Raw genomic sequence first — 22,940 nt, 5'->3', positions numbered from 1 at the left:
TCCGAGTCCATTTGTTCGCTCGCAAGGCGGAGGGGCCTCCCCATACCGGTGTTGTATGGGGAGGCCCCGACAACGCGGCGAGCGGGCAAATGGGCCGGATCCCGACCGTTCTGACCCACAGGACAGGCCCTAGTCCTCCTCGGCCTCTTCCTTCTCGATCTCGGCGCGCACGGCGTCCATGTCGAGCTCCTTGACCTTGCCGATGATCTCCTCCAGCGCGGCCGGCGGCAGGGCGCCCGGCTGGCTGTAGAGGAGGATGCCGTCGCGGAAGGCCATGAGCGTCGGGATCGACTGGATCCCGGCCTCGGCGGAGAGCTCCTGCTGGTCCTCGGTGTCGATCTTGCCGAAGACGACGTCGGCGTGCTGCTCGCTCGCGGACTCGAACGTGGGCGCGAACATCTTGCAGGGTCCGCACCAGTCGGCCCACCAGTCGACCAGCACGATGCCGTTGCCGGTCACGGTCGCTTCGAAGTTGTCCTTGGTCAGTTCAACGGTGGCCATAGGACCGCCTCTCTGTTCTCTGCTGATCTCGTACTCTCGGGCAACATTAGTGGCGCGACGGGTATTCCGTCCGACGTCGGTGCGCGGCGCGCGCCACGTCTGGCAGGCTATAGGGCATGGACCTGGCCACGACCATTCAGAACATCGAACGCTCCTCGTCGGCGCTGACGACCCAGTCGCTCACCCGGATGGACGAACGCCTCCCCTGGTTCCGCGACCTCCCCGCCGAGCAGCGCTCGATGGTGACCCTGGTGGCCCAGGCCGGCGTCCGTCAGTTCCTGGAGTGGCTGCGGTCCTCCGGGGACGACCTCGGCACCTCCGACATGGTGTTCGAAGCCGCGCCGCTCGAACTGGCGCGCGCCATCTCGCTCCAGCACACCGTCGCCCTCATCCAGGTCGTCATCGACGTCGTCGAAGAGCAGGTCCCCGCGCTCGCCGCCGACGGCGAGGAGGCCGAGCTGCGCGAGTCGGTGCTGCGCTTCAGCCGCGAGATCGCGTTCGCGGCCGCACGCGTGTACGCCCGCGCCGCCGAGACCCGCGGCGCGTGGGACGCCCGCCTCCAGGCGATGCTCGTCGACGCGCTCCTGCGCGGGGACAACTCCGACGAGCTCATCAGCCGCGCCGCCGCGCTCGGCTGGTCGGAAACCCAGACGATCACCGTCGTCTGCGGCGCCACCCCCGGCGGCGAGGCGACGCTCGTCCTCCACTCGGTCCAGCGGGCCGCGCGCAGGCTCGGCCTGGACATCCTCGCGGGCGTCCACGGCGCCCGCCTGGTGCTGCTGCTGGGCGGCGTCAAGGAGCCCGTGGAGATCGTCGAGAAGCTCACCGGGCAGTTCGGTGAGGGCCCGATCGTCGTGGGGCCCACCGTGACCGGGCTCGCCGATGCGTCCTCGTCGGCGCTCGCGGCGGTCGCCGGGCACCGCGCCGCCCCCGCCTGGCCCGACGCGCCCCGCCCCGTCACCGCGATGCAGCTGCTCCCCGAGCGCGCCATCGCCGGGGACGAGGCCGCCCGCCAGGGCCTGCGCGAGGGCGTGTTCATGACGCTGCGCCGCGCCGGCGGCGAGCTGCTGGAGACCATGGACGCGTTCATCTCCTCCGGCGGCGTCCTCGAAGGCACCGCGCGCGAGCTGTACGTGCACCCCAACACGGTCCGCTACCGCCTCCGCCGCATCCAGGAGGTGACCGGTTTCTCCCCCACCGATCCGCATGAGGCCTTCGTACTGCGTGTGGGGTTGACCATAGGCCGCCTGGAGAACTCCCCGGTGACCCGGCGTCCTCGCAGCTGACAACGAGTGTTGTAGGGTTCCTACAAGAACCGACCGGGCTTTCAGTCCTCTGACTGCTCCCGTATCCCATGCCGTCGATGCGAAAGTTCTAGTGTGCTTGCCATTCTCGCTCCCGGGCAGGGCTCGCAGAAGCCCGGGTTCCTGACGCCGTGGATCGACGACCGCGCCGCCGCCTCGCGGCTGCGCGAGTGGTCCGATCTCATCGGCCTCGACCTCGTCCGCCTCGGCACCGAAGCGGACCAGGACGAGATCACCGACACCGCGAACACCCAGCCGCTGCTGGTGGCCGCGGGGCTCCTCGCGGCCGAGCGCCTCCTCGCCGACCCCGCCTTCGACGGCGCGGCCGTCGCTGGCCACTCGGTCGGGGAGCTCACCGCGCTCGCCATCGCGGGCGTCCTCACCCCCGAGGCCGCCGTCCGCCTCGCCGCCGTCCGCGGCCGCGAGATGGCCGCGGCGTGCAACATCGAACCCACGACCATGGCCGCGGTCCTCGGCGGCGTCGAGGACGAGGTCCTCGCCGCCATCGAGTCGGCGGGCGCGTGGCCGGCCAACCGCAACGGCGCCGGCCAGATCGTCGCCGCCGGGCCCGTCGCCGCGATCGAGAAGCTCGCGGCGACCCCGCCCGAGAAGGCCCGGATCATCACGCTGAAGGTCGCCGGGGCGTTCCACACCCCGCACATGGCCCCGGCGCAGGAGGCCCTCGAAGCGGTCGCCGCCGACATCGAGACGGCCGACCCGGTCCGCACCCTCCTGTCCAACCGGGACGGGAAGCCCGTGACCACCGGCGCGGCCGCTTTGCAGCAGCTCGTGGCCCAGGTCACCTCACCCGTCCGATGGGACGCCTGCATGAGTACGCTTGGAGAACTGGGCGTCACGGCGGTCGTCGAACTGCCGCCGGCGGGGACGCTCACCGGACTGGCCAAGCGGGCGCTCAAGGGCGTGGAGCGACTCAACGTCAACACCCCCGACGACCTCGCGGCCGCCGCAGAACTCGCAAGCAACGAAGGAGTCGAGTGAGCGTCAACGGAACGCGCGTCGTCAGCGTCGGCCACTACCAGCCGGAGAAGGTCCTCACCAACGACGACCTCGCGAAGATGGTCGACACGAACGACGAGTGGATCGTCTCTCGGGTCGGCATCAAGGAGCGCCGGATCGCGGCCGACGACGAGAAGGTCGCCGACCTCGCGATCGGCGCCGCCCGCCAGGCCCTGGAGAACAGCGGCCTCCAGGCCGCGGACATCGACTACGTCATCGTCGCCACCGTCTCGGCCAAGGACGTCTGCCCCAACACCGCCTGCCGCGTCGCCGAGGCGCTCGGCATCGACGCGCCCGCCGCGATCGACATCAACACCGCCTGCTCGGGCTTCGAGTACGCGCTGGCCCAGGCCGACGCCGCCATTCGCGTCGGCATCGCCAAGCGCGCCCTGGTCATCGGCGCCGAGAAGCTCTCCGCGGTCACCGACTGGGAGGACCGCACCTCGTGCGTGCTCTTCGGCGACGGCGCGGGCGCGCTGATCGTCGAGGGCACCGACGACCCGGAGCTGGCGATCAGCCCGGTCGTGTGGGGCTCCGAGCCGTCGATGAGCGACGTCATCCGCATCGAGGAGGACGTCCCGTTCATCAAGCAGGCCGGCCAGACCGTGTTCCGGTGGGCCACCACCCAGCTCGCGCCGCTCATCGAGCAGGTCGCCGAGCGGGCGGGCCTGAAGGTCAACGAACTCGCCGCCTTCGTGCCGCACCAGGCGAACCTGCGCATCATCCAGGGCATCGCCAAGCGGCTGGACTTCAGCGACGACTGCGTCGTCGCCGAGGACATCGTCTACTCCGGCAACACCTCGGCGGCGTCGGTGCCGCTGGCGTTGTCGAAGTTGGTACAAAGTGGCAAGGTGGCCTCCGGCGCCCCGATCCTCCTGTTCGGATTCGGCGGCGGGCTCACCTACGCCGGGCAGGTCATCCGCTGCCCGTAACTATCGAGAGGAAATAACTCATGGCTCTGTCTCGTGACGAGATCCGCGAAGGTCTGTCGGACATTCTCGAAGAGGTCGCGGGCGTCAACCCCGACGATGTCGCCGACGGCAAGTCCTTCACCGACGACCTGGACGTGGACTCGCTCGCCATGGTCGAGGTCGTCGTTGCCGCCGAAGAGAAGTTCGGTGTGAAGATCCCCGACGACGAGGTCGCCAACCTGAAGACCGTCGGCGACGCCGTCTCCTACATCGAGAAGGGTTAATGTGACTGAGGTAGTCGTGACCGGGCTCGGCGCGACCACTCCCCTCGGCGGGGACGTGGCGTCGACCTGGGAAGCACTCGTGGCCGGACGGTCGGGTGTCCACCTGCTCAAGCACGAGTGGGCGCAGGAACTCCCCTGCCGGATCGCCGCCGAGCTGGCGGTGGAGCCGTCCGAGGTCCTGCCTCGGGTCCGGCTGCGCCGTCTTGACCGCTCCGAGCAGATCGCGCTCGTCGCGGCTCAGCAGGCGTGGGACGACGCGGGGCTGAGCGACGACCTCGACAAGGAACGGCTCGGCGTCGCCTTCGGCTCCGGCATCGGCGGCGCGCTGACGCTGCTCGCCCAGGACGACATCCTGGAGGAGTTCGGCGCCCGCAAGGTCTCCCCGTTCACCGTGCCCATGCTCATGCCCAACGGCCCCGCGGCCGTGGTCGGCATCGAGTTCAAGGCCCGCGCCGGGGTCCACGCCCCGACCAGCGCCTGCGCCACCTCGGCGGAGGCGATCTCGCTGGCCTCCGACATGATCCGCCTCGGCCGCGCCGACGTCGTCATCGCCGGCGGCGCGGAAGCGGTCATCGGCGGCCTGCCGATGGCCGGCTTCTCCTCGATGAAGGCCATGTCCACGCGCAACGACGACCCCGAGCACGCCTCCCGGCCCTGGGACCGCGACCGCGACGGGTTCGTCATGGGCGAGGGCTCCGGCGCCCTGATCCTGGAGCGCCGCGACCACGCCGAAGCGCGCGGGGCGAGGATCTACGCCGTCGTGGCGGGCTCCGGCCTGACCTCCGACGGCTACGACATCGTCCAGCCCGACCCGGAGTGCCGGGGCGGCGGGCGCGCGATGCGGGCGGCCATCAAGCAGGCCGGCATCGACCCGAAGGACATCGGCCACGTCAACGCCCACGCCACGTCGACGCCCGTCGGCGACATGGCGGAGGTCAAGGGCATCAAGCGCGAGGTCGGCGACCACGTGGTGCTCACCGCGACCAAGTCCATGACCGGGCACCTGCTCGGCGGGGCGGGCGCGGTCGAGTCGATCGCGGCGATCCTGGCGATCGTCGAAGGGGTCATCCCCCCGACGATCAACCTGGAGAACCCCGACCCGGCCCTGGACCTGGACGTGGCCGCGAACGAGGCCCGCAAGGTGGAGCTGAACGCCGCGCTCAACACGGCCTTCGGCTTCGGCGGCCACAACGCCGCGCTCTTGTTCACGAAGGCGTAAGCAGTACAAGCGAACAGAAGGGCCCCGTCGCGAAAGCGGCGGGGCTCTGCTGTGTTTCCACGGTTTCGGGAGTGTCCGGGAGCGTCTCGGAGCGCCTACCACAAATCGGACATCAAGAGGGACCCCTGGGTCAAAAATACTCCTGGGGTACGACATCCCGCCGAAGGCGATCCTCCCTCAGGCGGAGGCGGAAAGGTACCGCAGACGGGAGCGCCGTACGGGGGCCAGCACTACCGTGAAATGGACACGATTTTCCTAGACTGAGGAAACGCGGACCCCACCGCGCGCACCGGAAACCAGGAAACCCGTCCGATCCCGAAGGAGCCCGTCGTGACCGCCACCCCCTATGCGACCGCCGACCCGCCCAAGGCCGGCCCGCCCGCGCCGATCACCAAGGCTGAGCGCTCGCTCGCGCCCGACATCGCGCGCGGCGGGATGCTGCTGTTCATCGCGCTCGCCAACGTCCCGATCCACCTGTGGGGCATGGGCCTCGACCGGTACGGCCACAACACCGGCCAGTCGGCCGCCGACCACGTCGCGCTGTTCGTCGAGCAGCTCCTCATCGCCGACCGCTCCCGCCCGATGTTCGCGATCCTCTACGGCTTCGGCATCGCCGTCATGGCCTCGCGCATGTTCGCCCGCGGCATGGAGCCCAAGGCCGTCCGCAAGATCCTGCGCCGCCGCTCCTGGTGGCTCCTCGCGTTCGGCTTCCTGCACGCCGTCCTCCTGTTCTTCGGCGACATCCTCGCCCCGTACGGCGCCATGGGCCTCATCGCCCTGTTCTTCGTCCACCTCTCCGACAAGTCGCTCAAGAAGTGGCTGTGGGGCTCCATCGCGTACGTCGTGGTCGTCGGCAACACGCTGCTGGCGATCCTCTACACCGGCGGCTCCGGCGCGCCTCCCGGCGACGACACCCTGCCCCCCTACCTGGAGCAGGTGATCTCCGGCGCCGTCGCCTCCCCCGTCGGGGTGCTCGCGCTCGTGCTCACCGGCGTGTTCTTCCCGCTCATCATCGCGGGCATGATGCTCCAGCGCGCGGGCTGGCTCAACCACCCCGAGGACCACCTGCCGCAGCTGAAGAAGGTCTTCGTCTCCGGCATGGCCGTGAACGTCCTCAGCTCCCTTCCCGTGGCCCTCATCGCCGTCGGCGCCTGGGAGCCCGACCAGTTCATGTGGAGCAGCGCGGTCTACCTGACGCTCCTCGGCGGCATGTACGCCGGCCTCGGCTACATCTGCGGCTTCGCGCTCCTGGCCCACAAGCTGCGCGGCTACGGCCGCCGCGGCATCCCCGGGGCGCTCGCGGCGGTCGGCGAGCGGTCGCTGACGAGCTACCTGCTCCAGTCGTTCATCATGGCCCCGCTCCTCACCGCCTGGGGCCTCGGCCTCGGCGAGGACCTGGGGTACCTGGGCGCGTTCGGCGTCGCGGCCGCGACCTGGGCGGCCACCATCGTCATCGCGGTGCTCCTGGACAAGGCCGGGAAGCGCGGCCCGTTCGAGGTGCTGCTGCGGCGACTCACCTACGGCAGGAAGCGGTCCTGATACACCGGACGCCCCCGAGTCAAATCCATGACTCGGGGGCGTCCGCGTGTCCGGGCCCGTGGCAGAATACGGCCGTGCGAGTGAGCTGGATTCCCTTCCGACTGCTGCGGGCCGCCGTGTTCGCCGCGGTCGCGGGGTCGGCGTCGCTCCTGCTGCACCTGTGGAGCGGCGGGCACGCGCCCGGCCCGCTCCAGGCCGCGGCCGCGTTCGGGCTCGTCTTGGCCGCCGCGTACGCCGCCGGAGGCCGCCAGCGCGGCTTCCTCGTCCTCGCGCCGCTGTGCCTGGCGGCCCAGTGGGGCCTGCACGAGCTGTTCCAGGCGGGCGCGGTCGAGACCGCGCACGCGCACGGCGCGGGCGTGAGCATGTGGCTGGTCCACATCGCCGCGGCCCTGGCGCAGGCTTCCTGGCTGGCGCGGGGCGAGTCCGCGTTCGCCGCGCTCCTCGATCTCGTCACGCTGTGGTTCGCGCGCATGGTGCGCGTCGCGGGCCTGAACCCGCCCGTCGCGGTTCGGCTGCGGCGGTTCACTTCCCGGACGCGGGCGCCGCGTCCGGTCCCGGTCGTCTCGGCGGCCGTCTCGCGCCGCGGTCCCCCGCGGTTCGCTTTCTGATTCCCGTCCTCCCCCGGCGCCGTTCGGCGCTCCCCCCTGCCCGGTGAACCGGGCCGCTCAGAAAGCGAAGCATGTCCAGACCAAGGTTTTCGGCTGCCCTGCGGCAGCCGCTGCTCCGGCTGCATTTCTACGCCGGCATATTGATCGCCCCGTTCCTGCTGGTCTCGGCCCTGACCGGGCTGGCCTACGCCCTCTCCTACCCATTGGAGGACTTCCTCTACCAGGATCTGAAGACCGTCGAGCCCGGCGGTGAGCCGCTGACGCTCGCGAACCAGGTGAACGCCGTGACCGAGGCGCACCCGGACTGGTCGGTGACGGCGGTGCGGCCCGCCGAGGACGCCGAGTCGTCGACGGCGGTGATCGTGGACGACGGGGTCGTGCGCGAGTCGGGCGCGGTTGCCGTGGTCTACGTGGACCCGTACACCGGTGCGGTGCTCGGGGATTCGACCTCGTACGGGTCCTCGCAGGCCGGTCCGGTCCGCGAGTGGATCTCGACGCTGCACCGGAGCCTGCACCTGGGCGAACCGGGCCGGCTGTACTCGGAGCTGGCGGCGAGCTGGCTGTGGGTGGTCGCGCTCGGCGGCCTCGTCCTGTGGATCGCGCGCAGGCGCAGGAACGGCGGGTTCTGGCGGCCGAAGCCGGAGGGCGCGGGCCGGGCCCGGACCCTCGCCTGGCACGGGCCGGTCGGGGTGTGGCTGGTCCTGGTGCTGCTGTTCCTGTCGGTCACGGGCGTCACGTGGTCGCGGTACGCGGGCGAGAACGTCGCCGACCTGCGGGCGGCCCTGAGCTGGACGACCCCGGCGCTCACCGTCGAGGAGAGTGCGGGCACGGGCGACCACGCCGGGCACGACGCGATGACCGGCGCGGCGACGTCGGCGTTCTCGATCACCTTGCTGGACAGCGTGTATCAGACCGCGCGCGAGGCCGGGATGAGCGATCCGATGCAGATCGCGCTGCCGACCGGGTCGGCGACACAGTACCTGGTGAACGAGCAGCGGCGGTCGATTCCGCTGCGGCAGGACCAGATGGTCGTCGACACCGCCTCGGGGACGCCGCAGGTGGCCGACGAGCTGCGGTTCGCGGACTGGCCGATCATGGCGCAGGCGACGAACGTGCTCATCGCCGCGCACATGGGCCTGCTGTTCGGCCTGGCGAATCAGCTGATCCTCGCTGCCGCGATGGTCGCGCTAATCCTGATGATCGTGTGGGGCTACCGGATGTGGTGGCAGCGGCGCCCCAAGGGCGCCGTCGTGGGCCGGCCGTATCCGCGCGGCGGGCTGCGGCGGCTGCCGTGGCCGGTGATCGGACTGGTCGTGGCGGTCGCGGCCGGGGTGGGCTGGTTCTTCCCACTGCTGGGGATCTCGCTGGCGGCCTTCGTGGTCGTCGACGTGCTGATCGGGTTGTGGCGGCGGTTCCGCAAGCCGCCCAAGGTGAACGAATCGGGCGAGGCGGTGGTGTCGCGGCGGACGGCGCTGGCGACGGCGACGATTTCGGCCGCGGTCGGCGCGGGCGTCGGCATGGCGATCGCTTCGGGTACGCGCGACGACGGAGCGGCCGCCGAGGACGAGGGCCCGGCTACGGAGCCGTTCTACGGGGACCGGCAGGGCGGGATCGAGACGCCGATGCAGACGCACGCGCTGTTCGCGGCCTTCGACCTGGTCGCGACCGATTTCGCGACCGGGGACGCGCTCGATCCCGCCGGGGTCGCGGCGAATCTGCAAGCGCTGCTTCGGGACTGGTCGGCGGCATCAGCGGCGCTGGCGGCCGGTGAGACCCCGCCGAAGGCCGCCGTGGACGGCGCGGACCAGTTCGACGCGGAGGCGGTGGCGGCGGGGCTGGACCCGGCGCGGCTGACGGTGACGTTCGGGATCGGCCCGGCCGCGTTCGCGAAGGCGGGCCTGGAGGCGGCGCGGCCGTCGAAGCTGGCCGAGCTGCCCGAGTTCGACGAGGACAGGTTGAACCCGGCGTGGTCGGGCGGGGACCTGCTGCTCCAGGTGTGCGGGGACGACCAGCAGGTCGTTTCGAACGCGTTCCTGGAGCTGCGCAAGCGGGCCGTGGGCTTCGGTTCGCTGTCGTGGGTGCAGCAGGGGTTCTCGTCGGCGCCGGCCGGGGGCGGGACGCCGCGGAACCTCATGGGGTTCAAGGACGGCAGCGCGAACCCGAAGGCCGGGAGCGAGGAGTTCGACGACCGCGTGTGGGCGGTCGACTCGGAGCCGTCGTGGTTCGAGGGCGGCACGTACCTGGTGTTCCGCAAGATCCGGATGCGCCTGCCGGACTGGTCGATGCTCACGGCCGAGGACCAGAACCTCACCTTCGGGCGCGAGCGCGACTCGGGGGTGCCGCTGAGCGGCGGCGGCGAGTTCGACCACCCGGACTTCGAGGTCCTCGACGCGTCGGGCCTGCCCGCGGTCCCGGCCGACGCGCACATCGCGGTCGTGCACGACGCGGCGATGGTGCGCCGCGGCTTCAACTACGACTACGGGTTCCTGACCCAAGGGGACGTGTCCTCGGACGCGGCGACCGACGGGCACCTCGACGGGCACATGCACGCCGAGCACCCGTACGACGCGGGGCTGCTGTTCGTGTCGTTCCAGGCCGACCCGCAGGTGTTCGTGGACGCGCAGGAGAAGATGGCGGCCTCGGACCGGCTCACGGAGTTCATCACCGCCGAGGGCTCGGGCGTGTTCGCCGTCCCGCCGGGCGCGGCCGAGGGCGGGTTCGTCGCCGAGGCGCTGTTCAAGGGCTAGAACGGGAAACAGGGGCGGGCGCCGTGGCGCCCGCCCCTTGCGCGTTCAGAAACCGGGGACGAGTCCGTGGGCCGCCTCGGGTGCGGGGACGTACTCGGGGACGACGTCCACGGGCTCGCCCGGGAGGCCGGCGACCGGGGCCGTCAGCGCCGTCTGCGGGGTCAGTGGCGGCAGCTGCCGGGCGATCGCGGGCCGGTGCGGCGGTTCGGCGCCGATCTGGGCGTACCACAGGCAGAACACCAGGACCGCCCACACTTTGCGGGCCCGGTCGGTACCGTCGCGGTGCTCGCGCAGGAGGGCGCGCGCGTAGTCGAGGTCGAGCAGGTGCCCGCACTGCGCTTCGGCGAGGATCTGGTCGGTCCACTCGAACATCGGCCCGGCCAGCCACTGCCGGTGCGGGGTCGGGAAGCCGAGCTTCGGGCGCTCGACGATCGCGGGCGGCACGATCCGCGCCAGCGCCCGCCGCAGCGCGACCTTCGTCTGCGGGCCCGAGAGGCGGTGCTCGGCGGGGATGCGGGCGGCGACGTCCCAGACGGCGCGGTCGAGGAACGGGACGCGCAGTTCGAGGCTGTGGGCCATGGACATGCGGTCGGCCTTGACGAGGATGTCGCCGCGCATCCAGGTGCGCAGGTCGAGGTACTGCATGCGCGTGGCCGGGTCGAGGTGCGCCGACTCGTCCCAGATCGGACCGGTGACCTCGCGCGGGTCGGGGCCCTCGCGGCGCAGCAGGCGGGTCTTCGCGTCGCCGGTGAAGATCTTGGCGTTGCCGATGAAGCGCTCCTCGATCTCGGCGGTGCCGCGTTCGAGGAACCCGCGGCCCTTGACGCCTTCGGGGAGGGCCCGGGAGACGCGCTGGAGGAGGTGCTTGGCGGTGCCGGGGAGAACGGTGACGGCCTTGAGGGACTTGGGTTCCCGGTAGATCGTGTACCCGCCGAAGAGCTCGTCGGCGCCTTCGCCGCCGAGGGCGACGGTGACGTGCTCGGCGGCCTTCTTCGCGACGAAGTAGAGCGGGACGAGCGCGGGGTCGGCGACGGGGTCGTCGAGGTGCCACACGATCCGCGGCAGTTCGGCCATGACGTCCTCGGCCGAGACGGGGGCGGGGATGTTGACGACGCCGAGTTCGGCCGCCGACCGGGAGGCGACTTCGAGTTCGTCGTACAGGCCGGGGTCGGTGAACCGGGCGGTGAAGGTGAGCAGCCGCGGGTCGGTCTCGCGGGCGAGCGCGGTGACGGCGGTCGAGTCGATGCCGCTGGACAGGAGCGTCCCGACGGGCACGTCCGAGCGCATGTGCAGGCGCACCGAGTCGCGCAGGGCCGCTTCGATCTCGCGGTGGAGGCGCTCCTCGTCGCTCACCTTCGCGGGGTGGAAGAGCGGCTGGAAGTAGCGGACGGGGCGCGGTTCGGCGCCGGGCCGGAAGAGCGCGGAGTGGCCGGCCTCGAAGCGGTGGACGCCGTGGTGGAGGGTCGCGGGCTCGGGTACGTACTGGAAGGTCGCGTAGTGGGCGAGCGCGTCGGGGTCGACGCCGGCGCGGTCGAGGCCGGGGAGGGCCTTCTTCTCCGAGGCGAGCCAGACGGCGCTCCCGCGGCGGGTCCAGTAGAGGGGCTTGATGCCGAAGGGGTCGCGGGCGGCGAACAGGAGGTCGGCCTCGACGTCGTGGACGACGAACGCGAACATGCCGCGGAGGCGGTGGACGACGTCGGGGCCCCAGTGCCGGTACCCGGCCAGGATCACCTCGGTGTCGCCGCGGGTCTCGAAGACCGCGCCGGCCTCGCGCACGAGCTCGTCGCGCAGTTCGAGGTAGTTGTAGATCTCGCCGTTGAAGACGACGGAGAGGCCGCCGTCGCCGGTGCGCATCGGCTGGTGGGAGTGCTCGGTGTCGATGATCGCGAGCCGCTTGAAGCCCATGCGGACGCGCCGCCCGGGCAGGTCGTACGCGGTCGCGTCGGGGCCGCGGTGGTCGATGAGTTCGAGCAGGGCCGGCAGGTCGCCGCCGGACGGCTCGGCGGGGTCTCCCGCGCAGACGACGAATCCGCACATGGGCGCTCCTCTTTGGGGTGGAACGGGTCAGGTACCCCCATGCTGGTGCGGCCGGGGCCGCGGCGCGCCCGGCGAAGGTCCCGGACCGTCCAGCTGCGGTCCTCCCCGGCGCCGACCCGGGTAGGCGGCGGTTGTCCGACTTTCGGCTGGGTGCCGCCGACCTTCGGCGGGGGCGGGTCCGGACCTTCGGATGCAACCGATCGCGCTGCTCGCGGGGTATTCCCGGCAGACCCCCGGCGTTCCCCCGCGCCGCACATGCCCCATACAGAGGAGAGGAGGCGCATCATGATCCGCGTCCTCATCGTCGACGACGAGGCCCTGATCCGCTCGGGCTTCACGCACATCCTCGGCACCGCCGAGGACATCGAGGTGGTCGACGCCGTCTCCGGCGGCGACGCCTTCGACCGGATCGTCGCGCTCCGGCCCGACGTGGTCCTGCTCGACATCCGCATGCCCGACGTGGACGGGCTCACGATCCTGCGGCGGATGCACGAGCTGTCGCGCCCGCCCGCGGTCGCGGCCCTGACGACGTTCGGCTCCGACGAGTACGTGGACGCGGCCCTGCGCCTGGGCGCCGCGGGCTACCTCCTCAAGGACACGAAGCCGACGCACCTGATCCACCAGGTGCGGGCCCTGGTCACCGAGGGCTCGGCCCTGTCGGGGCAGGTGACGCGCACGATCGTCGCGAAGTACCTCGACGCCGCCCGCACCCACGAGCCGGACCCGCGCCTGGAGCGCCTGACCGACCGCGAGCGGGACATCCTGGTGCTGCTCGCGGAGGGCCGCTCGAACGGGGAGATCTCCGCGGAGCTGTTCCTGGGCATCGGCACCGTCAAGGACCACGTCTCCTCGATCTTCGTGAAACTGGAGGTCGGCAACCGGGTCCAGGCCGCGCTCATCGCCGAACGCTCGGCGCTCCTGGACCCCGGCGGGCGATCTTGAGGATTCCCGAACTCCCCCAATGGGTCTGGGACGTGTGGACCGTCGCGGCGGCGGCGGTGCACCTGCTCCTGGTGATCGACGTCGAGAACCAGCCGGTCGCGACGTTCGCGATCGTCGGCGTCGCGGCCCTGGCGCTGCGCGGACGGTACCCGTTCCTGGTGTTCCTGGTGACGCTCCCGGCCGCGTTCATGGTGTTCGAGAAGGTCGCGTCCATGATCGCCCTGTACACGCTCACGAGCCGGGCCAAGCGCCCGTGGCTGCCGCTGGCCGCGACCGCGATCCTCGCGGTCAGCTTCGTGTTCCACGGGACGCACCTGTTCGACCTGTTCTTCGGCCCGTGGCGCATGCCTTTCGATCAGGCGATAGATATCCTGCCGCAGCACGTCTACCCGGCCGAGGGGTTCATGCGCACCACCGCGTACTACATCGCGATGGCCGCGGTCCCCTCCGTGCTCGGCTACAGCCAGCTGACGCGGCGGCGCCTGGCCGAGCGGTTCGCGGAGATCACCGAGGCCCGCGAGCACGAGCAGCGGCTGCTGACGCAGCAGGCGCTGGCGTCGGAGCGGGCGCAGCTGGCGCGGGAGATGCACGACGTGGTGTCGCACCAGGTGAGCCTGATCGCGGTGCAGGCGGGGGCGCTGGAGCTCCAGGCCCCGGATTCGCGGACGCGCACGACCGCGGAGGCGATCCGGGAGGTGAGCGTGACGACCCTGGAGGAGCTGCGGCAGATGGTGCGGGTGCTGCACGCGAGCGGGCGCCGCGGGGAGGGCCCGGTGCCGCAGCCGTCGATCGCGCAGCTGCGGCGGCTCGTAGAAGGGTCGGGGATCGACGCGGAGCTGGAGATCGGCCCGCTCCCGGTCCTGGACCCGCCCGCGCAGCGGGCGGTGTACCGGACGGTGCAGGAGGCGTTGACGAACGCCCGCAAGCACGCGCCGGGCGCGAAGGCGTCGGTGCGGTTGTCGGCGCAGGGCCGGGCGGTGGTCGTGGAGGTCGCGAACACGGCGGCGACGCGGCCGGTCGTGGAGCTGCCGAGCTCCCGGGTGGGCCTGCTGGGCCTGCGTCAGCGCGCGGAGCTGCTGGACGGCGCGATCGAGTACGGGCCCGACCGGGCGGGCGGCTGGCGGCTGCGACTGACGCTGCCGGCCGAGAGCGCTACCGCCAGCGCCGGCCGGTGAGCAGCTCGTACGCCTCGATGTAGCGGCCCTGAGTGGCTTCGACGATGTCGGCGGGGATCTCGGGGACATCGGGGTCGTTCGGGCGCCAGCCGGTGGACTTGGCCCAGTCGCGCACGAACTGCTTGTCGAAGGACGGCTGGGTCTGGCCGGGCTTCCAGCCCTTCGCGTCCCAGAAGCGGGAGGAGTCGGAGGTGAGGACCTCGTCGGCGAGGGTGAGGACGCCGTCCTCGTCGACGCCGAACTCCAGCTTCGTATCGGCGATGATGATGCCCTTTTCGAGGGCGATCTCGGCGCCGCGGCGGTAGACGTCGAGGGTGAGGTCGCGGACGCGGGCGGCGAGGTCGGGGCCGAGGCGGGCCGCGGTCTGGTCGAACGTCTCGGGTTCGTCGTGGTCGCCGACGTCGGCCTTCGTGGTCGGGGTGTAGACCGGTTCGGGGAGCTTGGAGCCGTCTTCGAGTCCCGCGGGGAGCGCGACGCCGTTGACGGCGCCGGTGGTGCGGTAGTCGTCGAGGACGGAGCCGGTGAGGTAGCCGCGGACGACCGCTTCGACCTTGACCATGTCGAGGCGCTTGACGCGCACGGCGCGGCCACTGAATTCAGCGGGGACGTCGTCGGCGGAGACCACGTGGTTGGGGACGATGTCGGCGAGGCGCTCGAACCACCACAGGCTGAGGGCGGTGAGGAGGGCGCCCTTGCCGGGGATCTCGGTGGGGAGGATGACGTCGAAGACGCTGACGCGGTTGGACGCGACGAGGACGAGGTCGTTCCCGTCGGCGTAGACGTCGCGGACCTTGCCCTGGTGAATGAGTTCCACTGCCGCTCCCGGTCTCGTTCCTGTACCGCGGCCATTACAGCAGCGGGGACGTCATCCTACGATTCGCGCGGCGCGCGGCTGTGCCGAGCGACACCTGCCGGTCGGGGGCGACGCGGCGTAGGCTGGGGCGGTGACTTCCGTACAGCCTGAAGGACGCCGGATGCTGCGCCTCGAAGTGCGCAACGCCCAGACCCCGATCGAGAAGAAACCCTCCTGGATCAAGGTCAAGGCCAAGACCGGACCCGAGTACACCGAGCTGCGGGGCCTCGTCAAGAGCGAGGGGCTGCACACGGTCTGCCAAGAGGCCGGGTGCCCCAACATCTACGAGTGCTGGGAGGACCGCGAGGCCACGTTCCTCATCGGCGGCTCCCAGTGCACGCGCCGGTGCGACTTCTGCCAGATCGACACCGGCAAGCCCGGCCCGCTCGACCGCCTCGAACCGATGAAGGTGGCCGAGTCGGTCAAGACGATGGGCCTGAAGTACGCCACCGTCACCGGCGTCGCCCGCGACGACCTGGACGACGGCGGGGCGTGGCTCTACGCCGAGACCGTCCGCCGGATCCACGAGGCGATCCCGGGCTGCGGCGTCGAGCTGCTCATCCCCGACTTCAACGCGGTCCCCGAGCAGCTCGCCGAGGTGTTCTCCTCGCGTCCCGAGGTGCTCGCGCACAACGTCGAGACGGTGCCGCGCATCTTCAAGCGCATCCGCCCCGCGTTCCGCTACGAGCGGTCCCTCGAAGTAATCACCAAGGCCCGCGAGGACGGCCTGGTCACCAAGTCGAACCTGATCCTCGGCATGGGCGAGACCCGCGAGGAGATCTCGCAGGCCCTGAAGGACCTGCACGCGGCCGGGTGCGAGCTCATCACGATCACGCAGTACCTGCGCCCGACCAAGCGCCACCACCCGGTGGACCGCTGGGTCAAGCCCGAGGAGTTCGTGGAGCTGTCGGCCGAGGCCGAGGAGATCGGCTTCGCGGGCGTCATGAGCGGCCCGCTCGTGCGCTCCTCGTACCGGGCCGGGCGCCTGTACCGACAGGCGATCGAAGCCCGCAGCGAAGCCCTCGCGTAACGCGCCGGTAGACTTGAGGACATGGCAAAGCAGCAGGAAAAAGAGACGTTCGGGTCGCGCCTGAAGACGATCGGGATGGCGATCAAGTTCACCAACCAGCGGGACAAGCTGTTCCTGCCGTTGGAGGCCGCCGCGATCCTGCTGCCGTTCGTCATCGTGACCGCCATCGTGGTGTTCGCGAACCAATCACTCTTCTGGTACGTGTCGGCCGTGTTCGTGGCGCTCCTCGCGGGCCTGATCGTGCTCAACATGCGCACGAGCAAGGTCGTGAACCAGGAGGCCGTGGGCAAGCCGGGCGCGGCGTACGCGCTCATCGACGGCATCCGCGGCTGGACGGTCACGCCCGGCGTCGCGGCCCTGTCGGAGACCCAGATGGTGCACCGCGCGGTCGGCAAGGCCGGCGTGGTCCTCCTCGGCGAGGGCGGCCCGAAGACCCGCAAGCTCCTCGGCCAGGAGAAGAAGCGCATCTCGCGGGTGGTCGGCTCGACCCCCGTGTACACGTTCCTGGTCGGCGAGAACGACAGCGACGACTTCTCGGTGACCGAGGTCCGCAAGCGCCTCATGAAGCTGCCGAAGAACATCGACTCCAAGGCCGCGAACCACATCGCCAAGCGCCTGGACGCGCTCGGCGTCGGCATGGCGATCCCGAAGGGGCCCATCCCGACCAGCGTCAACCAGGGCCGCGCGGCCCGTCGCGCGATGCTCCGCGGGCGCTAAAGCCTTCGAGAACTACACCGTCGCGATTACAAGCGCTGCAACGACATCGGCCCGGCCGGGGGAAACCCCGGCCGGGCCGCGTCGTATGCGTGCGTTCTCGCAGGTCAGAAGATGTCGCCGTTGTCGCGGCGGCGGCGCCAGCGCTCCTCCATGCGGGAGGTGAACCCGCCGGGCTTGGAGCCCTTGGAGCCGCCCGTGGTCCGGGTGGCCTTGCCGTCGACGGCTTTGAGCTTCACGTTCGTGCCCCGCCGCTGCGCCCACAGGCCCAGGATGAGACCGCCGAACATGAGGACCGCGCCGATGGGGGCGCCCCACTTCGCCACGCTTCCGCCAGCGATCACCGTGCCGATGACGGCGGCGATGCCGATGACCGTGACGACCCCGGCCAGGATGAGCCTGCGCCGGGTCACATGCGCCGGATCGTGGGCGCGCACCGCATTGGCGAACTGCGGGTCTTCAGACAAGGACTGCTCGATTTGCTCGAACAGACGTTGCTCGTGGTCGGAGAGCGGCACGACACTCCTCCTGCACTAGTCTCGACGGGGCCACACGAGGCCCCGGTGTTTGTAGTCCAAGTCTACGAGGCTTTCGCCCGAGGCGGAAGGCAGTTCGTCCTTGAATCGGTCCGTTCTGGCCTCGTGATCCCCAGGCGGGGGCACTCGGAGCGGCGGCGCTCACCTGCCGGGGTTCCCCGGGTCGCGGGTGTCTACACGCGAGTCCGGGCGCGCGAGCCGCCCGGCCGACCCGACCGCGCCCTTCCCGAACTTCTCGCGGGCCCGGTCCATCACCGCTTCGATGTCGCGCCAACCGTGTTCGGGCTCGCCGAGCGCGACCTGGCGGCCCACCGCGGCCGACTCCACGAGGTGGTCGAGCTTCACGCCGATGAGCCGCACAGGCGCCGCCGCGGCCGCGTCGGCCATCTCGCGGGCCGCCTCGTAGATCTCCCGGCCGACGTCGGTGGGCGCGGCGAGCATACGGGAGCGCGTGATGGTGCGGAAGTCGCCGAACCGGATCTTCACAGTGACGCCGCGCCCGGCCCAGCCCGCCGCGCGCGCCCGGGAGGCGACCTTGCGGGACAGCTCCAGGAGCACCGGGCCCCACACGGAGCCGTCGGGGGCGTCGTGCCCGAACGTCGTCTCGTTGCTGATGGACTTCTCGACCCGCTCGGGCGCCACCGGCCGCGGGTCGATGTTGCGGGCCAGCGCGTACAGGTGTTCGGCGCTCGCGGTGCCGACTGACGCGGTGAGGCTGTCGACGTCGAGGCGCGCGAGGTCGCCGACCGTGCGCATGCCCAGGCGCGAGAGCTTCTCGGCGGTCTTCTCGCCGATGCCCCACACGGCGCGGATCGGGAGCCGGTGCAGGAATTCGAGTTCGGTCGCCTGTGCGACGACGCCGAGGCCGTCGGGTTTGGACGCCTCGGAGGCGAGCTTCGCCATGAATTTCGTGGAGGCGATCCCGACGGTGCAGGTGATGCCGTGCTCCTCGCGCACGCGCGCGCGGATCGAGCGGGCGATCTCGACGGGCGACCCGATGAGCCGCCGGGCCCCGGCGAGGTCGAGGAACGCCTCGTCGACCGAGATCGGCTGGACGTGCGGGGTGTACTCGCGGAAGAGCGCCATGATCTGGCGCGAGACCTCGCCGTAGGAGGTCGTGGGGGTCATGAACACGCCGTGCGGGCAGCGGCGGCGCGCGATGGCGGTGGGGAGCGCGGAGTGGACGCCGTACTCGCGGGCCTCGTACGAGGCTGCGGAGACGACGCCGCGCGGCCCGAGTCCGGCCACGATCACGGGTTTGCCGCGCAGGGACGGGTCGCGCGCGACCTCGACGGACGCGAAGAACGCGTCCATGTCGACATGCGCGATGTCGGTCCCCGCATCGGGCAGGTCGGGCCCGATGAAGCGATTGAGATCCCCGTTCACACGCGAAGCCTAGCCAGCGGGTCTGACAGTTCGGCGCGCTTACCCGGCCCGGTAGGTCCAGAGCGGGACCGCCATTTCGGCGGCCGTCAGGCCGCCGTGCTGGCCGATCAGGCGGGCCACATGCGGGGGCTCGCCTTCGACGCCGACGATCGCGAAGGTGCCCTTGCAGGCGACGACCAGGTCGCCGATGCGCTCGCGGGCCGCGTCGGTGACCTTGGGGCCGAACCAGCCGCGGTCGACCGCCTCGTCGCGGTCGATGAGCTCCGCCCGCTCCCCCACCGCATCGGACCAGGCCGAGCGCACGTCCTCGACCGCGCCCGGCGCGGCGTACAGGTACCGCATCCGCCCGTCGCCGGCGATCGCGTCGACCCCCTGAAGTAGATCAGGGCGCTGGTCGACGTGCAGGCGGTCGGTGACGTTCACCATCCCGTGGTCGGCGGTCACGAACAGGGCCGCGTCGCGCGGCAGCCCGGTGAGGATGCCGTCGATCGCCTCGCTGACCTCGGCGACCGCTTCGAGCCAGGCCGGGGAGCCGACGCCGTGAAAATGCCCGGCCGTGTCGACGTCCGGCAAGTATGCGTACACCAGGCTCCGGTCCCCGCGCGCGAGCGCGCTGACGGTGCCCTCGGCGACCTCGCGCGGGCTCAGGGCCGGGAGCCAGTCGGCGCCGCGGTAGATCGCGCGGGTCAGGCCGGTGTCGCGGAACGTCCCGTTGGAGACGATCGTGCAGGCCACGCCGTCGGCGCTGGCGCGTTCGAACGCGGTCGGCTCGGGCTGCCAGGTCTCGGGGTCGGGGCTGGAGCCGTCCCAGCGGATGTGGGTGACCAGGTCGCCGGTGTCGGGCACGCGCACGGTGAACCCGATGATCCCGTGGACACCCGGCGGCGCCCCGCAGGCGAGCGAGGCGAGGCTGATCGGCGTCGAGGACGGGACCGTGGCGGTGATGGCGGTGAGGGTGCCGAGTTCGCCGTGGTGGACGGCGCCGACGGTGGCACTGGCCTGGGCGGCCTGGCCGAGGAGGTGGTAGCCGAAGCCGTCGAGGAGGAGGACGGCGATGCGGCGGACGCCGTCGAGTTCGCCGTCCCGCAGGAGCACCGCCGGGCTGTCGGTTCGCTGGGGGACGCCCAGGGCCGCAAGGGCGGTGGGCATGACATCGGCGAGGGTGCCGGTGCCGTAGGCGGGCCGGGCTGCCGCCAGGTACGGGCTCGAAGGCATGGCCCGAGGCTAGCCGGTTTCGTGTCGTTTCGGCCACAAGAGAGGCCGGAGCGGCCTATTCCCCAGGTTTCGGGGCCCGGTCGGGCCCGCCGGCCGGGCCCTCAGGTCTCGGGGATGTCGAGGCCGGAGCGGTAGGCGATGGCGACGAGGCCGGCGCGGTCGCGGGCGCCGAGCTTGGCGAGGAGCTTGCCGACGTGGGTGCGGACGGTGGCGGGGCTGATGAACAGGCGCTCGCCGATCTCGTCGTTGGGCAGGCCGGTGGCGACCCAGCGGAGGATCTCCTGCTCGCGTTCGGTGAGGTCGCCGAGGTTGGGGTGGGGGCGGGCGCCGCCGGTGCCGCGCTCGGCGTACGCGTCGATCACTTTGCGCGTGACGTCGGGGCTGAGGAGGGAGTCGCCGGCGGCGGCGAGGCGGACGGCGCGCAGGAGGTCCTCGGGCGGGGCGTCCTTCATGATGAACCCGGCCGCGCCCCCGGCGAGGGCCTCGAAGATGTACTCGTCGATCTCGAACGTGGTGATCATGACGACGCGGGTGCCCGCGAGCGACGGGTCCTTGCCGATGCGGCGCAGGACTTCGAGGCCGTCGAGGCCGGGCATGCGGATGTCGAGGAGGGCGACGTCGGGCCTGATGCGGCGGATGACCTCCCAGGCCTCGCGGCCGTCCTCGGCCTCGGCGGCGACGTGGATGTCCTCCTCGTCGCGGTAGAGGTTGCGCAGGGCCATGCGGATGAGGCTCTGGTCGTCGGCGATCACGAGTTCGATCATCGCGATTCCTTGCGGTCGTAAGGGATGTGGGCTTTGACGGCGAAACCGCCGCCGGGCCGGGGGGCGGCCGTGAAGTCGCCGCCGCCGGCCTGCACGCGCTCCATCATGCCGGTGACGCCCTGGCCCATCCGGTCGGGGTGGAGCGGCCCGCCGCGGCCGTCGTCGAGCACGGCCACGTGCAGAGCGCCGGGCTCGCAGGCGATCTGCACCGTGGCTTTAGTGGCCTCGGCGTGGCGGATGACGTTGGTGAGGGACTCCTGGACGACCCGGTAGGCGGTCGCGGCGACGTTGACGGGCACGAGGGCCGGGTCGCCGGTGAGCGTGTAGTCGACGGCGAGGCCGCCCTTGCGGACGCCGTCGACGAGCGCGGCGATGTCGGCGACCGCGCCGGTGGGCCGCAGCTCGGGCTGCTGGCCCTTGCGCAGCGGCGCGAGGGTGGCGCGCAGGTCCTGGAGGGCCCGGTTGGAGGCCTCGCGGATGGCCCGCAGGTTCTCCACGACCCCGTCGGGGGTGCCGGGGTGCTTGTCGGCCATGTGGAGGGCGACGCCGGCGTTCATGGAGACCACGGCGAGGCTGTGGCCGACGACGTCGTGGATCTCGCGGGCCATCTCGACGCGCTCCTCGGCGCGGTAGCGCTCGCGTTCGGCCTCGCGCTCGCGGGAGCGGGCGCGGCGGGCCTCGCGGACGATGCGCCCGCCCGCGGTGGGGATGCCGAGCCAGATGAGGGAGACCGTGGCGCTGATCCACAGGTCGCGGCTGGAGTCGAGCGCGTAGGACTGGAAGAGCGTGTTGACGACGAGGACGCCGAGGACGACCGCGAGGACGGTCTTCAGTGGCCGCGTGAAGGAGTAGAAGAACACGGCGACGGCCGGGAGCATGTACACCGGGCCTTCGGGCAGGTCAAGGGAGAGGTACACGTAGAGCGCGGCGAGCGTCCCGGCGAGCGCGGCCTCGGGCGAGAGGCGGCGCACCGCGAGGAATGCGACGGAGAGCCAGATGAGGCCGAACGCGGCGGGCCCGGGGTGGTGGTCGGGGGTCGCGCCGACGGTCGTCGCGGAGGCGAGCAGCCCGAGGAGGGCGGCCAGGCCGATGTCGAAGACGGGGGCCGGGACGCGGGGCCGGGAGGCGGTTGCGGTGCTCACGCGCTCAAGGCTACGGTCCGGGCGGGGCGGCGGCATGGCCCCTGCGACGTAATCGCGTCTACGACCTCCGACGTAGCCGCCGGTCAGCGGGGGTAGGTCACCGCATGGGCTTGCGGGCGAGCAGGTGGATGCTGGTGGCCATGTCGCGGAAGGGGACGCGGGAGGCGGTGGCGAGCTCGAACTCGCGCAGCGACTCGGCCGCGGCGCTCTCGGGGGCCTGGACGAGGTCGCCGACGACGCCGACGCCGTGGACCTGCTCGGTGACGAGGCCGGAGCCGCCGACGAGGGCGGTGAGGGTGGCGGTCTCGAAGCGGCGCTTGAGGGTGTCGCGGCCCTCGGCGACGCCGTCGACGTGGTGGAGGAGGTCGAGGGCGGTGGCGAACTGGCCGGACAGGGCCTTGGCGAGGACGGCGGCGATGCGGTTGGCGACGAGGACGCTGACGGCGCCGCCGGGCGCGCAGACCTTCGCGAGGGCGTCGAGGGCGGTGTCGGGGTAGTCGACCATCTCCAGGACCGAGTGGCACAGGACGAGGTCGGCGGAGCCGGGCTCGGCGACCTCGGGGAGCTCGTCGGCGTCGGCCTGGACGGCGCGGACGCGGTCGGTGACGCCGGCGTCGGCGGCCCGCTGGCGCAGGGAGGCGAGGGCGTTGGCGCTGGGTTCGACGACGGTGACGTCGTGGCCGAGCTCGGCCAGGGGGACCGCGAAGCCGCCGGAGCCGCCGCCGACGTCGAGGATGCGCATGGTCGCGCCGGTCCCGGCGGCGAAGCGCTCGATCTCGGCCGACAGGACGGACCACACGACGGCGATGCGGGGGTGGTGGGGAGCCTTCGTGCTCTCTTTCGGCATGTTGTCGACCATGCGGCACAGCCTAGCGCCGACGGCGCGGACGGGTGAGGCGAGCAGGCCGGTGAAACGTGAACGGAGGGTCTTCGCAAATCGGACATCGGTGGGCCCCCCGGTTTCAACCCTGCCACGGGGGTACGACACCGCCGCCCGGCCTCGTTCGAGGCCGGGC

General features: G+C 71.7%; 20 protein-coding genes and 1 pseudogene. 12 read left to right on the top strand and 9 right to left on the bottom strand.

The annotated features are described in order from the left end of the window. Positions 1–129 precede the first annotated feature (129 nt). Complete coding sequence (gene trxA / locus DI269_RS02020; protein ID WP_112133475.1) at positions 130–501, bottom strand: thioredoxin; 372 nt, start codon at positions 499–501, stop codon at positions 130–132. Positions 502–617: 116 nt separating this feature from the next. Here trxA and DI269_RS02015 point away from each other — a divergent pair, with 116 nt between their 5' ends. From DI269_RS02015 to DI269_RS01980, 8 genes and pseudogenes are all read left to right on the top strand, one after another. Continuing rightward, on the top strand, positions 618–1,787 hold the full coding sequence (locus tag DI269_RS02015) for a PucR family transcriptional regulator (RefSeq protein WP_112133474.1): 1,170 nt from the start codon (positions 618–620) through the stop codon (positions 1,785–1,787). A gap of 93 nt (positions 1,788–1,880) precedes the next feature. Then, positions 1,881–2,780: pseudogene (locus tag DI269_RS02010) on the top strand (ACP S-malonyltransferase); the annotation flags it as partial. Positions 2,781–2,800: 20 nt separating this feature from the next. Continuing rightward, positions 2,801–3,754: a beta-ketoacyl-ACP synthase III gene (locus DI269_RS02005; protein ID WP_198667065.1), complete on the top strand. Its 954-nt coding sequence runs from the start codon at positions 2,801–2,803 to the stop codon at positions 3,752–3,754. Between the two features lie 26 nt (positions 3,755–3,780). Further along, complete coding sequence (locus DI269_RS02000) at positions 3,781–4,017, top strand: acyl carrier protein (RefSeq protein ID WP_030159099.1); 237 nt, start codon at positions 3,781–3,783, stop codon at positions 4,015–4,017. Between the two features lies 1 nt (position 4,018). Beyond that, entirely contained in the window at positions 4,019–5,236 is a 1,218-nt protein-coding gene (gene fabF / locus DI269_RS01995; RefSeq protein ID WP_112133471.1) for a beta-ketoacyl-ACP synthase II, read from the top strand. A 330-nt stretch (positions 5,237–5,566) separates the two neighbouring features. Further along, on the top strand, positions 5,567–6,775 hold the full coding sequence (locus DI269_RS01990; protein ID WP_112133470.1) for a DUF418 domain-containing protein: 1,209 nt from the start codon (positions 5,567–5,569) through the stop codon (positions 6,773–6,775). 80 nt (positions 6,776–6,855) lie between these two features. After that, entirely contained in the window at positions 6,856–7,383 is a 528-nt protein-coding gene (locus DI269_RS01985; protein ID WP_157974708.1) for a hypothetical protein, read from the top strand. 71 nt (positions 7,384–7,454) lie between these two features. Continuing rightward, complete coding sequence (locus tag DI269_RS01980; protein WP_112133468.1) at positions 7,455–10,130, top strand: Dyp-type peroxidase; 2,676 nt, start codon at positions 7,455–7,457, stop codon at positions 10,128–10,130. 45 nt (positions 10,131–10,175) lie between these two features. Here DI269_RS01980 and asnB read toward each other — a convergent pair whose 3' ends face one another. Beyond that, positions 10,176–12,167, bottom strand: a complete 1,992-nt coding sequence (gene asnB / locus DI269_RS01975) for an asparagine synthase (glutamine-hydrolyzing) (RefSeq protein ID WP_112133467.1) — start codon at positions 12,165–12,167, stop codon at positions 10,176–10,178. 285 nt (positions 12,168–12,452) lie between these two features. On the opposite strand from asnB, the gene DI269_RS01970 reads away from it, so the two are divergent. Further along, on the top strand, positions 12,453–13,109 hold the full coding sequence (locus DI269_RS01970) for a response regulator (RefSeq protein ID WP_112133466.1): 657 nt from the start codon (positions 12,453–12,455) through the stop codon (positions 13,107–13,109). Next, positions 13,106–14,284 carry a sensor histidine kinase gene (locus tag DI269_RS01965; RefSeq protein WP_198667063.1) on the top strand — a complete coding sequence of 393 codons (1,179 nt, stop codon included), beginning with the start codon at positions 13,106–13,108 and terminating at the stop codon, positions 14,282–14,284. The genes DI269_RS01970 and DI269_RS01965 overlap by 4 nt, the downstream gene beginning before the upstream one ends. Here the strand turns inward: DI269_RS01965 and DI269_RS01960 are convergent. After that, entirely contained in the window at positions 14,262–15,098 is an 837-nt protein-coding gene (locus tag DI269_RS01960; RefSeq protein WP_112133465.1) for a phosphoribosylaminoimidazolesuccinocarboxamide synthase, read from the bottom strand. The two genes, DI269_RS01965 and DI269_RS01960, sit on opposite strands and share 23 nt — an antisense overlap. 160 nt (positions 15,099–15,258) lie before the next feature. Between DI269_RS01960 and lipA the strand changes: the two genes are divergently transcribed. Together lipA and DI269_RS01950 are read left to right on the top strand one after the other, a co-directional pair. Next, complete coding sequence (gene lipA, locus DI269_RS01955) at positions 15,259–16,167, top strand: lipoyl synthase (RefSeq protein ID WP_408612256.1); 909 nt, start codon at positions 15,259–15,261, stop codon at positions 16,165–16,167. Positions 16,168–16,188: 21 nt separating this feature from the next. Beyond that, positions 16,189–16,884 carry a DUF4191 domain-containing protein gene (locus tag DI269_RS01950; RefSeq protein WP_112133463.1) on the top strand — a complete coding sequence of 232 codons (696 nt, stop codon included), beginning with the start codon at positions 16,189–16,191 and terminating at the stop codon, positions 16,882–16,884. 104 nt (positions 16,885–16,988) lie between these two features. Here the strand turns inward: DI269_RS01950 and DI269_RS01945 are convergent, their stop codons facing one another. From DI269_RS01945 to DI269_RS01920, 6 genes are all read right to left on the bottom strand, one after another. Further along, positions 16,989–17,399, bottom strand: coding sequence for a DUF3040 domain-containing protein (locus DI269_RS01945; protein ID WP_112133462.1), 411 nt, complete (start codon positions 17,397–17,399; stop codon positions 16,989–16,991). A 159-nt stretch (positions 17,400–17,558) separates the two neighbouring features. Next, a complete protein-coding gene (gene dinB / locus DI269_RS01940; protein WP_232822579.1) occupies positions 17,559–18,803 on the bottom strand; it encodes a DNA polymerase IV in 1,245 nt (414 codons plus the stop codon). A gap of 39 nt (positions 18,804–18,842) precedes the next feature. Then, positions 18,843–20,018, bottom strand: coding sequence for an alkaline phosphatase family protein (locus DI269_RS01935; RefSeq protein ID WP_112133461.1), 1,176 nt, complete (start codon positions 20,016–20,018; stop codon positions 18,843–18,845). 101 nt (positions 20,019–20,119) lie between these two features. Beyond that, positions 20,120–20,782 carry a response regulator gene (locus tag DI269_RS01930; protein WP_112133460.1) on the bottom strand — a complete coding sequence of 221 codons (663 nt, stop codon included), beginning with the start codon at positions 20,780–20,782 and terminating at the stop codon, positions 20,120–20,122. After that, the gene (locus DI269_RS01925; protein ID WP_112133459.1) at positions 20,779–21,924 is read right to left on the bottom strand and encodes a sensor histidine kinase; all 1,146 of its coding nucleotides are present in this window, start codon (positions 21,922–21,924) and stop codon (positions 20,779–20,781) included. Before DI269_RS01925 ends, DI269_RS01930 begins: the two co-directional genes overlap by 4 nt. Before the next feature lie 97 nt (positions 21,925–22,021). Further along, entirely contained in the window at positions 22,022–22,783 is a 762-nt protein-coding gene (locus DI269_RS01920; protein ID WP_232822578.1) for a methyltransferase domain-containing protein, read from the bottom strand. Positions 22,784–22,940: the final 157 nt, after the last annotated feature.

The sequence above is a fragment of the Glycomyces dulcitolivorans genome, assembly GCF_003265355.1.
GTDB lineage: Bacteria > Actinomycetota > Actinomycetes > Mycobacteriales > Micromonosporaceae > Glycomyces > Glycomyces dulcitolivorans.
Note: the sequence above shows the minus strand (reverse complement) of the source record. Positions and strands in the feature narration are given on the sequence as shown.

Coding starts and splice junctions, on each gene's coding strand:
- DI269_RS02015 (WP_112133474.1), top strand. CDS start 618: ATGGACCTGGCCACGACCATTCAGAACATCGAACGCTCCTCGTCGGCG.
- DI269_RS01920 (WP_232822578.1), bottom strand. CDS start 22,783: ATGGTCGACAACATGCCGAAAGAGAGCACGAAGGCTCCCCACCACCCC.
- trxA (WP_112133475.1), bottom strand. CDS start 501: ATGGCCACCGTTGAACTGACCAAGGACAACTTCGAAGCGACCGTGACC.
- DI269_RS01935 (WP_112133461.1), bottom strand. CDS start 20,018: ATGCCTTCGAGCCCGTACCTGGCGGCAGCCCGGCCCGCCTACGGCACC.
- asnB (WP_112133467.1), bottom strand. CDS start 12,167: ATGTGCGGATTCGTCGTCTGCGCGGGAGACCCCGCCGAGCCGTCCGGC.
- lipA (WP_408612256.1), top strand. CDS start 15,259: ATGCTGCGCCTCGAAGTGCGCAACGCCCAGACCCCGATCGAGAAGAAA.
- DI269_RS01970 (WP_112133466.1), top strand. CDS start 12,453: ATGATCCGCGTCCTCATCGTCGACGACGAGGCCCTGATCCGCTCGGGC.
- DI269_RS01980 (WP_112133468.1), top strand. CDS start 7,455: ATGTCCAGACCAAGGTTTTCGGCTGCCCTGCGGCAGCCGCTGCTCCGG.
- DI269_RS01950 (WP_112133463.1), top strand. CDS start 16,189: ATGGCAAAGCAGCAGGAAAAAGAGACGTTCGGGTCGCGCCTGAAGACG.
- DI269_RS01930 (WP_112133460.1), bottom strand. CDS start 20,782: ATGATCGAACTCGTGATCGCCGACGACCAGAGCCTCATCCGCATGGCC.